The sequence below is a fragment of the Streptomyces sp. NPDC058701 genome, from assembly GCF_042715295.1.
Classification (GTDB): Bacteria; Actinomycetota; Actinomycetes; order Streptomycetales; family Streptomycetaceae; genus Streptomyces.
The window spans coordinates 63,726-76,974 of sequence record NZ_JBHXSY010000025.1 but is presented as its reverse complement, the minus strand read 5'-3'; the positions used below and the strand labels follow the sequence as shown (position 1 = coordinate 76,974).

At 69.7% G+C, this 13,249-nt stretch carries 13 protein-coding genes; 8 read left to right on the top strand and 5 right to left on the bottom strand.

Going from position 1 to position 13,249, the window contains the following annotated elements:
* Positions 1-236: 236 nt before the first annotated feature.
* Entirely contained in the window at positions 237-668 is a 432-nt protein-coding gene (locus ACFWW8_RS24745) for a hypothetical protein (RefSeq protein ID WP_386531386.1), read from the top strand.
* 196 nt (positions 669-864) lie between these two features.
* Here ACFWW8_RS24745 and ACFWW8_RS24740 read toward each other — a convergent pair whose 3' ends face one another.
* Positions 865-1,368 carry an N-acetyltransferase gene (locus ACFWW8_RS24740; protein ID WP_386531384.1) on the bottom strand — a complete coding sequence of 168 codons (504 nt, stop codon included), beginning with the start codon at positions 1,366-1,368 and terminating at the stop codon, positions 865-867.
* Between the two features lie 974 nt (positions 1,369-2,342).
* Between ACFWW8_RS24740 and ACFWW8_RS24735 the strand changes: the two genes are divergently transcribed.
* The 4 genes from ACFWW8_RS24735 (at position 2,343) to ACFWW8_RS24720 (ending at position 5,744) form a co-directional block, all read left to right on the top strand.
* Entirely contained in the window at positions 2,343-2,690 is a 348-nt protein-coding gene (locus ACFWW8_RS24735) for an STAS domain-containing protein (RefSeq protein WP_386531382.1), read from the top strand.
* A 346-nt stretch (positions 2,691-3,036) separates the two neighbouring features.
* Complete coding sequence (locus ACFWW8_RS24730; protein ID WP_386531380.1) at positions 3,037-3,687, top strand: hypothetical protein; 651 nt, start codon at positions 3,037-3,039, stop codon at positions 3,685-3,687.
* 821 nt (positions 3,688-4,508) lie between these two features.
* Entirely contained in the window at positions 4,509-5,390 is an 882-nt protein-coding gene (locus ACFWW8_RS24725; RefSeq protein ID WP_386531378.1) for a helix-turn-helix domain-containing protein, read from the top strand.
* 27 nt (positions 5,391-5,417) lie between these two features.
* The gene (locus ACFWW8_RS24720; RefSeq protein WP_386531376.1) at positions 5,418-5,744 is read left to right on the top strand and encodes a hypothetical protein; all 327 of its coding nucleotides are present in this window, start codon (positions 5,418-5,420) and stop codon (positions 5,742-5,744) included.
* A gap of 59 nt (positions 5,745-5,803) precedes the next feature.
* On the opposite strand, the gene ACFWW8_RS24715 is transcribed toward ACFWW8_RS24720, so the two are convergent.
* Positions 5,804-6,184, bottom strand: coding sequence for a MerR family DNA-binding protein (locus tag ACFWW8_RS24715; RefSeq protein ID WP_386531375.1), 381 nt, complete (start codon positions 6,182-6,184; stop codon positions 5,804-5,806).
* On the opposite strand from ACFWW8_RS24715, the gene fdxA reads away from it, so the two are divergent.
* Positions 6,132-6,482, top strand: a complete 351-nt coding sequence (gene fdxA, locus ACFWW8_RS24710; protein ID WP_386531373.1) for a ferredoxin — start codon at positions 6,132-6,134, stop codon at positions 6,480-6,482. The two genes, ACFWW8_RS24715 and fdxA, sit on opposite strands and share 53 nt — an antisense overlap.
* A gap of 472 nt (positions 6,483-6,954) precedes the next feature.
* Here the strand turns inward: fdxA and ACFWW8_RS24705 are convergent, their stop codons facing one another.
* Positions 6,955-7,404 (bottom strand): spore-associated protein, encoded by a 450-nt coding sequence (locus tag ACFWW8_RS24705; RefSeq protein ID WP_386531372.1) that lies wholly within the window; start codon positions 7,402-7,404, stop codon positions 6,955-6,957.
* Positions 7,405-9,408: 2,004 nt separating this feature from the next.
* On the opposite strand from ACFWW8_RS24705, the gene ACFWW8_RS24700 reads away from it, so the two are divergent.
* Together ACFWW8_RS24700 and ACFWW8_RS24695 are read left to right on the top strand one after the other, a co-directional pair.
* Positions 9,409-10,233 (top strand): hypothetical protein, encoded by an 825-nt coding sequence (locus ACFWW8_RS24700; protein ID WP_386531370.1) that lies wholly within the window; start codon positions 9,409-9,411, stop codon positions 10,231-10,233.
* Between the two features lie 348 nt (positions 10,234-10,581).
* Positions 10,582-10,803: a hypothetical protein gene (locus ACFWW8_RS24695; RefSeq protein ID WP_386531368.1), complete on the top strand. Its 222-nt coding sequence runs from the start codon at positions 10,582-10,584 to the stop codon at positions 10,801-10,803.
* 337 nt (positions 10,804-11,140) lie between these two features.
* Here ACFWW8_RS24695 and ACFWW8_RS24690 read toward each other — a convergent pair whose 3' ends face one another.
* Together ACFWW8_RS24690 and ACFWW8_RS24685 are read right to left on the bottom strand one after the other, a co-directional pair.
* The gene (locus ACFWW8_RS24690; protein ID WP_386531366.1) at positions 11,141-11,755 is read right to left on the bottom strand and encodes a pyridoxamine 5'-phosphate oxidase family protein; all 615 of its coding nucleotides are present in this window, start codon (positions 11,753-11,755) and stop codon (positions 11,141-11,143) included.
* A gap of 37 nt (positions 11,756-11,792) precedes the next feature.
* Positions 11,793-12,878, bottom strand: a complete 1,086-nt coding sequence (locus tag ACFWW8_RS24685; protein ID WP_386531364.1) for a globin domain-containing protein — start codon at positions 12,876-12,878, stop codon at positions 11,793-11,795.
* Positions 12,879-13,249: the final 371 nt, after the last annotated feature.

Here is a 13,249-nt window from a genome sequence, read left to right as displayed (position 1 = left end):
TCCTGCGCCCGTCGCGCCGGCCTTCGTTCCGGCTACGCCAGTAGACCGGCCGGACCGGTGGCAGGGCTCGTAGCAGGTCAGTGCGGCGCTGGGTTTCCGTCTGCGGGAACGGCCACGGACCCGCACCACCGGGGTCCGGGCCGACGAACTGACCATGCGGCACCCCATGGTTGCCCGAGCCCCGGCACTGACTACGGTGTGGGGGCTCTCCCATTCCTGCACCCGAGGAGTCCGCCTTGATCACACGCCGTCTGCTGCTGACCGCATCCCTCCTTGCACTGGCCGGATGCTCACTGGAGACCCGTCCGAAGGGAGACCTCGCCGTGCCCGACCGTCTCACACCCCAGCCCCACGGGTTCTACCACCAGGACGAGGCCAGGGACGGCGAACTCTTCCAGACATGGGCAGCCTTCAAGAACAACGCGGACTGGTCCGTCGTGAGAAACGTGAAGGCGGTGCGGCGCGTGGTGGAGGGAGACACGGTGTACGCCTACATCCACACCGACCTGAACCCGAAGGAGGACCACCCCGACGTGCAGGCCCAGGCGATCGGTGAGGCGTATACCCAGTGGCCTCAGCGTGCCACGGACGCGGTCCGGATCGGTGTCTTCGACGCACAGGGCAAGCGCATGGGAAGGTCCATGATGGTGGAGCCCCAGCGAAGCTGACGACCTCACCGGCACGGCAGAGCCGAGCGCGGCCATCGGCACGCAGGACTGCGACACCAAGGCCTCCTGATGCTCGGTGATTCGATACCGGCGAGCTGATCAGGAGGCCTCCTCGCGTGCGCCTAGCACCCGACGCCCACCCGATCGGGACGGCCGTTCGAGCACCACGCTCCCAGAGCAATACGACACAAGCTACTTACGCGTCGGGGTGTTTCGGCAGGGCGAGCCAGTCCGACCAGGAGATCTCCCGGCCGAGGAAGCGCGGCTGCTTGAAAGGCCAGTCGGCGGCGATCCACTGCGGCACCAGTTCGTCGAGAGCCTGTTCGACCTTGCTGTCCACCAGCTCGTCCACCACCCACCAGGAGATTTCTCCGTCCGCGCCGGCCTTCTCCGGTGGGTCGATGTAGACGCAGCCGAGCAGAGCTGTCTCCGCCTCGTCGAACAGCGCGTAGTTGAAAGACTGGTGTGCGGCGATCTCCTTCTCGTGCCGCAACAGGTCGGCCTGGTCGGCCTCGTAGGTCATGGTGGCCGCGGGCCAGCCCCAGACTGGGCCGAAGATGGTCCACAGCCGTTCGCGCGATCCCATCACGGCCGGATAGTCGAGGGGGGTGTCCGCCTCCCGGATCGGCCGCAGGTGATGACCACTGCCCGGCAGCGGTACCAGGACGGGATGGACGAAGTTATCGGGGAGCCAGCTCATAGCGCCTGACCGTAGCAGCGCGCGGCCGCCCGCTCCCCTGGATTTTCCCCGTAAACCGCAGGCCCCGCTCCCATGCCGGGCAGTGGCCGCGATCACCCGGTCGAGACGCCCGTTCGATCGACAGTCCCCATGATCGGTATGGCAACGGCTTCTTACTCGGGGACGGAGTGAAGCCCACTTCCTTGAGGGCGGGGCGATGGCCGGGGTGCGAACTCGACACGGCTTCGCTCAGCGGCCGTCGATCAGCGCTTCGGCCAGCTGCGGGGAGAAGACACCGGCCGCCGCAGACCCCGCCGGGCACTGCGAGGAGTTGCCGTCGGAGTCGCCGGGCCCGTTCACGCCGAACCGGCCATGAGGGCGGGGAGGAGCACCTCGGTGAAGGCGCCCTCATGCGTCTACCGAGCCTCCCCCGTCGCGCGAACCCCACTCCATGATCACCTGGCGCTGCGTCACGGCACCACAGGAGAGGGCGATGTGTGACCTCACCCACAACACCTTCCGCCCCCCCGGTTCTGGGGGGTGGGGGCGGGCCGAGTCGGCGGCGATGAGGCTGAGGGATACCCTTCCAGACTCACCGCCCGCTCGCCCGACCGGCCGCTCGCCGGACGCTGCCCGTTCGGTCCGCCGTCCGCGCGTCCCGGTGCTCCCGTACGACCTCGGAGCGCAGTTCCACATCGCCGAGCCCGTCGGTGGTGGCGAGCGGCAAGAGCGGCTCGCCACAAGGGATTCCGGCGAGCGGGCCGCCCACTTCTGTACGGGCAGCCGGAATCGCGCTGATTGTGTCCATGCGTCAGCAACAGGACGGACTGCGGGTCATCCCGTGGTGCGGGCGGCGTTCCGCCCGGAACCAGTCCTCTTCGGTGACCTTGGCGAGGTTCCCCAGCTGTCCTCGCGTGAGTGCACCCCGGCCGTGGCCGCCGAGGAAGATCCTCAAGTACGGTCACCAGGACCTGTCGACTTAGAGGAGATCCAGCATGGCGACGGATGCGACCATCGAGCCGCAGTCAGTGGAGACCGAGATACGAGCCGAGGTGATCGTGGTCCGACCGACCGGCGAACTCGACGTGGACCAGGCACCCGCCCTGCGTACCGCCCTCCTGGGGGCGCTGGCCCATCCGGGCGGTCCGACCGACGTCGTCGTGGACCTGAGCCGCGTCGACTTCTGCGACTCCTCGGGGCTGAACGTCCTCATCCGCGCCATGCTTGTCGCCCGCGAATCCGGCCGCGCCCTGCGCCTGGCCGCCCCGTGCACCCAGGTGGCCCGCCTGCTGGCCGTCACGGGCGCCGACAAGACCTTCGACATCGACCCCACCGCCCCCTGACCCGGGCTCCCCCCGTCCCACGGCACTCCCGGACTGCATCGGTGGCGGTGGTACCGATGTCAGGCGTCCGGTATCGATGCAGGCACAGGTGCGCCAGGTCTCCGATCCGGGGACGGTCCTGTCAGCCTGCTCGTCCCGGTCCCTCCACCCGTCGGTGAGGATGATCGAGGTGGTGGCGCGTAGTGCGGTGGGTCCGCGGCGGACGGCGACGGTGTGGACGACGGCCACGGCGATCCCGAGTCCTTGTCGCGGTCCAGGGCCGGGGGGCCGCGCGTTGCCGATCGGCGTCCTCTAGGCTGTGCGCCGGTCGGCCCCGGGCGCGGGGTCTCAGGGGGCGGGGAACAGGATGTCCGTAGAACGTCACACAGCAAGGCTGCTCCAGCAGATCGCCCGTCAGCAGGCCATCGTCGAGATAGCCCCGCAGGGCTCCACATCGAAGGCGGCCGCCCTGGCGTACGTGGCGGAGCAGTACGGCTATACGTACGGCGTGGCGTACAGGACCGGGTTCAAGAACTCGCTCGTCCAGGTCCGGATGTACCGTGACCCGCAGCCCGACGCGCGCGTCCGCGAGGCGGCCACCATCACCGCCCATCCGCAGGCGGGCAACGGCGGGACAGTGCCGGGGCTGGGGCAGGGTTCGCTGCAGCCGCTCCCCGAAGCGGTCCCTGCCGTGGCCGTGCTGAAGGACCTCATCAGCTTCGACGTCATGGCCCAGTACGTCGCCGGCCGGAGCCAGAAGGTGATGTGCTACCTCGCCTGCGCGGTCCTGACCGTCCTCCTGCTCATCGACAGGTCGCCGGTCGAAGCGTTCGCCTCCGGCGGGGCGGTCGCGCTGCTCATCACCGTGGCGTTCAAGGTCGGCGAAATCCGCCGCGGTCAGATCGCACAGCGGCTGACGGGCGCCGGGTTCCTCGCGGTGCGCGACGAACGGGGCAGCCAGCGGTTCCTGCGCCCGGGGCAGCAGTTGCCAGGCCACACCGACCCGTTCGCCGCCTGAGCCTGGGCTGCGGCGCAGGCAGGACCAGGTGCGGCGGGTGGGAGCCTCCGGAGGGGAGGGGAGGGGAGCGGAGGGGGGCGGGGGCCGGACCGCCGGGGCGGGGCGCTTCGCCGCCCGGCCCTCCAGCACCCGCCGCCCCGCCCGCCGTCACTGTCGCCCGTCGCCGTCGGACGTCGGCGCCCGCGGCCCGGCCCGCGGCGTCGACGCGGCGCCCGGCCCGCAAACGGGTCGTTCCGATCATCGCCGCCGCGCCCGGTCGGCGCGGGCCGCTCGCGGTCCTGGACGGTGGCGGGTCCGCGTACGGGGTCAAGGGCATCGTCCTGGACTGCCCGGCCACCACGCTGCCGGAACGTGGTGGAGTGACCCCTGAAGGAGGCCGGGCTCGGTGCTCCGGCGCCGAACCGCAAGGGTAAGGAGTGTGAGGCACTGGCAGCCGGCTCCGGCGGAAGCCCCGATCCCCGCCCACCGGCAGCAGGCCGCTCCGGCCAGCGCCGCGGGGCGTGCGCGGTGACGGCGGCGACACCCGCACCCGGATGCCGGGGGAGTACGCCGTGGGAATGCCCGCTTCCGTACCCCCGAACCGGACGGCTGACCGTAGCGCGGCCAGGCATTTCCTTCTGGTGGGAAACTGTCCCCGCGCGGAGAGGGAGACGCACAGTCGGCTGCTCGTTGGGGCTGCCTGGGTGAGCCCGGCTCGCGCCGGGTGACGCCGCGCAGAAAGACTCGTTGATCGTTTCTGCACGGCGAACGCGTTCGGCCGGGCCCGGCCCTGGCGTCTTCGCGGCCGGCAGAGAAGGTTCCGAGCCGGAGGTAGACCGTTCGTGGCGGTGAACGCAAACCCCACTATCAGAAGACGCCGGCTGGGTGCGGAACTGCGCCTGCTCCGTCTGGCAAGCGGCTTGACGAGTACGCAAGTCGCAGAGCAACTGCTGATCTCCCAGCCCAAGGTGAGTCAGTTGGAGAACGGCCGCCGTGCCATCAAGCCCCGCGATGTGCGGGATCTGTGCGTCCTCTACGGAGTATCCGACCAGAAGGTCATCGACTCGTTGATGCGGATGGCCCGTGAATCGGAGCGGCAGGGCTGGTGGGTCACCTACGGCGAAGTCCCCTACGCCGTCTACATCGGCCTGGAGACGGCGGCCGCCTCCATCCGCTCCTACGAGCCTCTGGTGATCCCCGGCCTGCTGCAGACGCCCGCCTACGCGGCCGTGGTCATCGAGGAAACGATCCCCCTGGCCACGGCTGAACATATCGCCACGCGCCTGGAGGTCCGACTGCGCCGTCAGCACCGGGCCCACCATCCGGCCCGGCCTTTCCGCTTATGGGCCGTGGTGGACGAGTCCGCGCTGCGCCGGGTGGTCGGAGGCCCGGACATCATGCGCGAACAGCTTGAGTTCCTGAACCACCTCGGCGGGCAGCCCCACATCACCGTGCAGGTCCTCCCGCACGGGGCGGGGGCCCACCCGGGCCTCTCTGGGCAGTTCTCCATCCTCCACTTCGCGGACGCACCCGGGGTGGGAACGGTGTATCTGGAGCGGTTCACCAGCGACCTCTACCTGGAGAAACGATCCGACGTGCAGCACTACAGCGTCATGCACGAGCACCTTCAGGCCCAGGCTCTGAACCCGGAGGACACCCGCCGGTTCATCAGCGGTGCCGCCGAAAAGCTCCTGGCCACCGCATTGCTGCCCGGCCGGCCGTGAGCAGCGACCCGCCGCAATGCCGCTCCTTTGGGCCGCGCCGGGAGGAAGGTCCGCGCCCTGGCCGACCGCGGCGCGGTCCGCGACTTCATCGACGTCCACGCCGCCTCCGGCCACCGCACCACCACCGAGCTCGAACGCCTCGGGGAGCGACACGGCCGCGGCGAGTTCCGCCTCCAGGGCCTCCGCGACCGCTTGGCGGGAGCGGACTGGGCGGACGGCGACGAGTTCGCCGCCTACGGACTCACCGAGGACCAGACCGCCGGGCTGCGCACCTGGGCCCGCCACTGGACCGACGACCTCGACCGGCGCCTGCACGACCCCGAGCACGATGACAACCCCGGCCACGACGTCTGAGCGGTGGGCGCTGAGGCTGAACGATCTCCCGCGCCGGTCTCCTGGCGCGATGCTCCGTCTCACAGCCGTCGGGGGCCGACACCGTCTTGAGCGAGCGCGTCTCCGGGGTTCAGTAGAGCGCATGCCTTCATGGAGAGACATCCGCATCCGATACATCCGGTGAGTTCGGCCTCGAGCCGCTCGATGGTCTGTCGGCGCTCCTCCAGCCGACGCTTCCAGCTCCGCGATGCGCGCTGCCATTCCTGGTGGCTCAGTGGGCGGTCGAGCGGCACGTCAGCGAACGCCTCTCGCAGGTCCTGCAACGGGATGCCGATCCGTTTGGCCACCGAGATCAATGCGACACGGCGGAATGGCCAGTGGGAACCACCTGGAGAGGACGTCAGTTCGATGACGTTTGTAATCGCTCTGCCCTGTGTGGATGTCAAGGACAAGGCGTGCATCGATGAGTGCCCTCTCGACTGCATCTACGAGGGCGAGCGCATGTTGTACATCCAGCCGGACGAGTGCATCGACTGCGGAGCCTGCGAGCCGGTCTGCCCCGTCGAGGCGATCTTCTTCGAGGACGACACCCCGCAGGACTGGCAGCACTTCAACACCGTGAACGCCGAGTTCTTCTCCGACCTCGGGGCCCCCGGCAGCAGTGCGAAGCTCGGTCCGGTCGGACGGGACCACCCGATCGTGGCAGCGCTTCCGTCTCAAAGCCGTTCTTCCCATACCCAGGCTTCGCCGACGACTTGACGATCAGTCACCGTGAGGTCTCACGCATCAGCAGACTTCACTCATGCTGCTCTAGTCCGAGCTCGGACAGCGTCGGCCTGCACCCCATCACAGCGATCGCTTCTGAGCCCCCGGCCGTGCCTGGCCAGGAGCTGCGTGAGCTCGTGAACCGAGTGAGGGTCCCGGGTCACGGTGCCGTCTGACCCGCAGGGCGATCGCTGCCTCCACGTCACCATTCTCCTCCAGCAGCTCCGCCAGCTGCCGTACGGCCGCCTCATCGATGTTGCCCTGGCGCTCACAGACCGTCGCGAGCAGGCCAGTTCTACGACGGTCGAGAACCCGAGGGCCGAACGCGCCCTCGCCCCGGCAGAACTCGGCGAGTCTGCCGGGGCGAGCCGGACCACGGCGGTTCCCGTACGGTCGTCGGGTCGTAGGTCCTGCCCCCGACGACCGTACGACGCCACAGGACATCGCGGTCAGGAGGAGCTCAGGGTCAGCGAACCTCGGTGACCCGCTGCTCCTTGCGCGCGCCACAGTTGGAGTTGTACACCTGCACGTGCACGTTGCTGATGCCCCCGCCCCAGTCGACGCAGTGGCCCTTGCCGTACACGTAGGCCGGGCCTGCGTACGACGTGTACCGGCCGTAGTCCTCGCCCCGCGCCGAGGTTGCGTGGACTTCGATCCAGAGGGCCATGTCCACAGCCGCGCCCGGGTTGTTGCGGATGGTCGCGACGCAGTTCTTGCCGTTCGAGGCGTTGTACGTCAGGTAGACGGTGCCCAGCGAGCCGACCGCGGCCGAGTTCACGGTCTTGTAGGCGCTTCCGCACACCTTCTGCGGCGTGGTGTTGGGCGCGGCGGTGGCGGGCGCCGCCAGCGCGGTCGTGGCCCCCAGGGCCAGGGCGGCGAATGCGGTGGTGGTAAGGACGGAACGGGTGAATCTCATGTTTCCCCCTGGTGGTCATTGGAGTTGGTCGCTCCTGCATGGTGGGACATGAAGAACGGCGGAACGGTTGCGCATCGTCGGCAAAAGATGGGATCGCGCCGCCGGATCGGCACCTTTCCGCCGCTCCCGAGCCTGGGCTTCGAGAGTGAGCAGCCCTTGCTCCGAGACACGGCGGCCTGACGGAGCCCCGGAGCGAGATGCCGTGCCCCGGGGCCAGTCGGCAGAGTCCCGGCCCTGGGGTTCCGGCGGGGCAACAGGCTTCGGCGCAAGCCGTCGTTTCTGCCCGCCGACAGCGGGCGGCACCCGGCCAGGTGTGCGGGACGTGCGTGCTGCGGCGCGCTGGATTGAGCTTGCCGTTCAACGACTCTGCTGGGCAGACAATGGTGCTGGGGCAGCGATCGACGGAGGCCTATCCCCAACAGCGTCTTACCCACCATCCTTCGTCGGGCGAGGCGAAGGGGTCGGGCCAGGTTTTGGCGATGTAGAGGTCATCGAGCGGTTTCACCAGACGCCGCAGTTCACGCGCCGCCTGTGGCGGAAGAGAGTGCATGGCCGCATCCAGAACGCCCCGCTCGTCAGTTGTGTAGAAAGGGTTGCACAAAGGGCAACCGCAACCGCCGGCGAGAGCACGACTGGGGCGGTGGGCTGTTCGCGACCACTGCTGCAAGGCCTGGGCTATCGCCCCAGGCCAGAGCCGATCGTGCTCGAGGCGGGAAACCGCTGCGGCAAGCTTGCCCGAGCCACGCGGCAGCCCAGGTGTTGGTGTTTCATGCGTCTGCCGCCTCGGGTGACGTCCGGAGGCGCGGACTTGGGACGGCCGATTACGCGGCATCGTCCTTTCTGATCTTGTTGTTCACGGGGCCAGCATGCCAGATCCGGGGACGGCTTCGCACCCAGGATTAGGCGTCGGAACGGCTCGTCGCGCCAGTGCGCCGGAGCTTGGTTCCTTGCTTGTGGCGCGCGGGGCGAGCGTAGGACTCGCCGGTGGCGAAGACTCGTCCGACGTCGTAGCGGGTGGCGGGTTGTCGGTTCTTCGAGCCGAGCGGGCGACCGGGGCCGGAAGTGGTGGGTTGCGGTGCACCGGCTGGCGTGCCCGTCTTCGCCCACAGGTTCCTGAACCCCGCCTCACTTGGGCCGGGGTGAGTCTGTTCGGTTCCCCAGGCCGCTCCCACGCCCGTCGGAGGTCTCTCGCGAGCGGGCGAGCGAGACGGAGTTGGGCGTGTGCGGCCAGGACGATCCAGGTCCAGCGGTCGGTCGCGGCGGGGTCCCGGAGCTTGGGGCGGGCCCATCCGAGGGTCTCCTTGAGCAGCCGAAACGTGTGCTCCACGTCGTACCTTCGCATGAACGCCTGTCAGCACCGATCCACGTCCTGGGCGCTCGCGGCTGTGCCGGACCACCAGAGTCAGACGGGCTTGTTCACCCCGCCGCTGGGCAGTTTCGCCACCGTCAACCGGATCACAGGGCTCTCGATGATCGGCAACGGGCCCCCGTGATCGCCCACGCTGCCCGACGCGTCAGCCGGGGGTGCAGCCGGTCCCACGCCTGCGCGGTCGCGGTCCCGTACCGGTCAGTGTCGGTCACGGTCACCGCGGTGACCTCGCCCCAGGTCTCGGGTTGGCCGAAGACGAACTCACCGCCATGCCTCGGCGGACGTCCACCCTGCGGCGCGCAGATCCACAGCAGCGGGACCGACTTGCGCATCACCCGGTCCGACCGGAGCCGGCCCAGCACCTCGATGGCAGGTCGGCCAAGAGATGGGCAATGCGGGGTGCGTCGTACCCAGCGTCCAGCATGACCAGGACATCCAGGTCTCCGTCCTGCCGCTGGCCCCTCCATGCCCCGCCGACCTTTTCTCGCAGGATCAAGCCGCGGCCCCACTGGCACGCCGTGAACAGGAGAAACCCCGAACAAACTCGAGCACTGTTCGATGGTGGACCAACACGACAAGCTGAGGACACACCCACCTCACACCCGGTAGTTGACCATCGTGGGGGGTGCCGAATCGTGATCCACCAGGCTTTCGATCGCACGTACGATGCCGAGGTGATTGTTGCTTACGTGGACACAACCTCCCAGAGCTTTGCCATCGGGCGAGTGACCGGCGTTCTCTCCATTTTCGGCGTCGCCATCGTGCTGCTCTGGCGACTTACCCGGTCCTGGCGCGCGCCGTCGACCCCGGCGGGGGGCGACCATGCCGCCACCCTTCACGAGGAACGGAGGCGTCGACTGATCATCATCGGTCTTACAGCGCTGATCGCGGTGGGCGCGGGGATACAGGCCGTGGCCGCGTACAACCCGGAACCCCGAGCCTCCGAAGCAGTGGAGACCGGGCCCGTTTCCGATAGCCAGGGTGGACAGGCCGACACGTCGCGCACCGTCGTTCTGCCGGACAGCTTCGGGGAGTTCCGGCTGATGACCGGCGAGGCCGCGAAGCAAACCGAGGCAGCGGTGCTGGCGGGCCGCAAACCACCCCAGGGAATGAAGACCGGCTACTACGACAAGGACGGGGACGAGAACCTCGACTTGCTCGTCATGGTCCGCAGCGCCGAGTGGTACCCACAGATCCGCGAGGAGAAGGCCACCAACTCGATCTCCCAGGAGTTCCTCAACTACTTCGCCGGTGCGAAAGCCCACGACGTGACCCGCTTCGACCCGGGCCAGTACGGCGGGGGTCTCGCCTGCGGCCTCTCCCAGGGCCTCGACGGCGACCAGGCGGTGTGCGCCTGGAGCGACGCCACCACCTTCGGCGCGGTCCGGATCGTGCCGTCGACCACCCTCGCCGACGCCGCGCAGGCCACCCTCACACTCCGCAACACCGCCACGCACTGACCACTATGGCGGCGCGGTAGACCTGCCCAGCCTCCTCCCACGTGGGCGGCCGTGGATAAGGTCCAAGGTGGCGAGACGCCGAACGGCGGGCCGACAGCCTGTCGTACGTTCGGCGGGTGCCACCGGGGCGCACCACAGCAGTCCAGGACCTGCAGGTCCTGGACTGCGTCCGTCTCACCGCGCGGACGAGCACATTGGCAACCGTGGCTCGCATCCGGATCCAGCGCCCATGCCCCTCGACGGCTTCAGACCGGATCGCAGTGGGTTCACCTACCGAAGAGGTACGGCAACTGGCGAGGCGTATGCAACCGGCTGTGGACGTGGGCCGTCGACGGCATCTGGGAACGGGTGTTCGCCGCACTCGTGGTCCGGGCCGACGCCGACGACGACCTGAACTGGACCGTCTCGGTGGACTCCACGATCGTGCGCGCTCACCAGCACGCGGCCGGGGCCCGTGCAGAGGGGCCCCGGCAGGCGAACCGGACGACCATGCCGCCGGCCGGTCCCGCGGCAGACTGCAGCGCCGAGCGCAAGTCGGGATGGCGGTGGACGCCCCGGCCCCGGGTGTAGCGGCGGAGGCGCTACGTACTGCGCCGACGCACCCGGGAGGTTCGTGAGCGGTGAGTACGAGGGGGCCGCGGAACCGGGCAGTAACCGGACGAAACGGGCTAGTGGCCAGGCTGTGGGGCAGGCGTGACGAGCAGGCGATGTGCCGCTCCGGGGGACCGGCGCGGTGGGCGGGACCGGCCCCGCCTGGTGCCCTCCGCCCGGTACCCCGGCCCCGCCCGGCCCGGCCGTCGCCCGGCCCCGGTCCCGCCCACGCCCGGTCCCGCCCACGCCGGCGCGGGCCTGGCTCCGGCCCTCCGGGCCCCGCCCGGTGCCACGCGCGTCGTAAGGTTCCCCCTGCTTACCGGGTAGGGCGGGACTCCTGCGCAGCCCGCGCGGTGAAGTAGTCCGCGTCCTTCGGCCGTTCGGCCGGGTGGGCGGGGCGGGGGCCCGGCACCAGGTGCGGTATGTACTTGGAGCAGTGGATGTAGGCCTCTTCGACGGTGAGGCGGACCCACATCTCGGGTGCGCGGCCCGGCGCGATGTCCTGGGGCAGGCGGGGGTGCGCCGAGCGGAGGTCGGCGTCCAGGTGGAGCTGGGCGACGCCGTTGACGTGCAGGCCGACGTGGTCGTGCGTGAAGTCGACGAAGAGCATGCCGAGGTGCGGGTTCTCCGCCATGTTGCCGGCGCTGGCGAGCACGCCGTTCCCCCGGAACTCCGGATAGGCGAGGGTGTGTTCGTCCAGCACGTGCACGAAGCCGGGAGGACCCGACCGGAAACTGGCGTCGCATTCCCCGCGAGAGTCCGCGGTGGCCAGGAAGGCCATGCTCTGGCGGCTTATGAACTCCTGCATCTCGGCCGTGAGACGGGGGTGCACCTGCTGGTCGTAGAACCGTGCGGCGCGGTCGGCGCTGCCCAGGTGCTGCTGCAGCCGGTGTTCACCTGCTGATCCGAAAGCGGGCGGGGGGAAGGTCACGGGGGCGTTCTCCTGGCAGGTTCGGCGCGGGTGTGTCTCAGGAAGCGGACAGAACGGGGGTCTCGAAGGGGTCGTGGTGGATGTGGTCGGGCGCAGTGCCGTGCTGCGTGAGCGTCTTGCTCGCGGAGACCACCATCGGGGCCGGCCCGCTGAGAAAGACGTCGTGCTGGTACCACGGCCCGTACTCGGCGAGAACCTCCGGCAGGGATCCCCGGATGCCGGGGATGTGCTCGTGGGAGACGGCGCCCCTGATGGACAGCCAGTGGTGCTGCTGCGCCATCCGGAGCATGTCGTCGACCCCGTACAGCTCGGCGCCGGTACGGGCCCCGAGGAACAGATCGACCTGGTGCCGTCCGCCGCGACGGGCCACCTCCTCGACGATCGCGCGGATCGGTGCGAGACCGGTGCCGCCCGCCACGCAGAGCAGGTCGCTGTGGACGGCGGCGTCCAGCACCATGTCCCCCATGGGTGCGCCGAGTTGGACCACGTCTCCGACGGCGGAGCGGTGTACGAGCGCGTCGCTGACCGAACCCCCGCTCACCGCGCGCACGTGGAAGGTGAGGGTGCCGTCCCGACGGGGTGCATTGGCCGGCGAGTAGTAGCGCCACTGCTTGGGCCACCAGGGAGTTTCGAGGCTGACGTACTGGCCGGCCGCGTACGGGTACGGCATGTGGGGCCGTACGGTCACCTCGGCGATGCCGTGTCCGCGCAGGACCTTGTGCACCACCGTGGCGGGCCACACCGCGGGCCGCTGGGCCTCGTCCTGCTCGGCAGCGCTGATCATGACGTCGGCGACCAGCCCGTACGCCTTGGTCCAGGCCGCGGAGATGTCCGCGGTCCAGGCGGGGCCGGCGTAGCGGGCCAGAGCGGCGAGGAGGCACTCGCCCACGGCGGGGAAGTGCGCGCTGAGGGTGCCGAACTTGCGGTGGTCGCGACCCAGGTGGCCGCAGAAGCTGACCAGGCGCTCCGGGTCGTCGACCAGGTCCACGATGCGCAGCAGCGCGCGTAGCAGGCGCCCGCGCTGGGCGTCCATTCCCGGCGGGAACATCGGACGCACCTCGGGGTAGCGGGCGAAGAGGATCGCATAGAAATAGACCGTCATGTCCGCGGCGAACGGCTCCACGACGGAGACGGAAGCCCGTATGAGGGCGATTTCGTGGGCCGAGAGCGGCGGCTCGGCGCCGGCCGGTTCGCCGACGGCGGCGGCCTGGGCGGGAACGGCGGGACCGGAGCCCTCCGGGTCCGGGTGGGGGTGTGCGTGTGTGTGTGCGTGTGCTGGCGGGTGTGTGGACGGGTGTGTCGGGCGTCCGATCCGGAACTTCAAGAGACCGGCGCTCCTCCCGTCGATATGCGAGCCGGCCGCCGGCGTCCGACGCTGTGGAACGCGTGGTCACCGCCTCGCAGCTTGCGGTGGGAGGCGGAGGCGTCCTCGCCCGATCTGCCTCCTGGGAGGGTGGCGGTCGTGGCGGCGACGGGGGCAGGCATGAGTCCTCC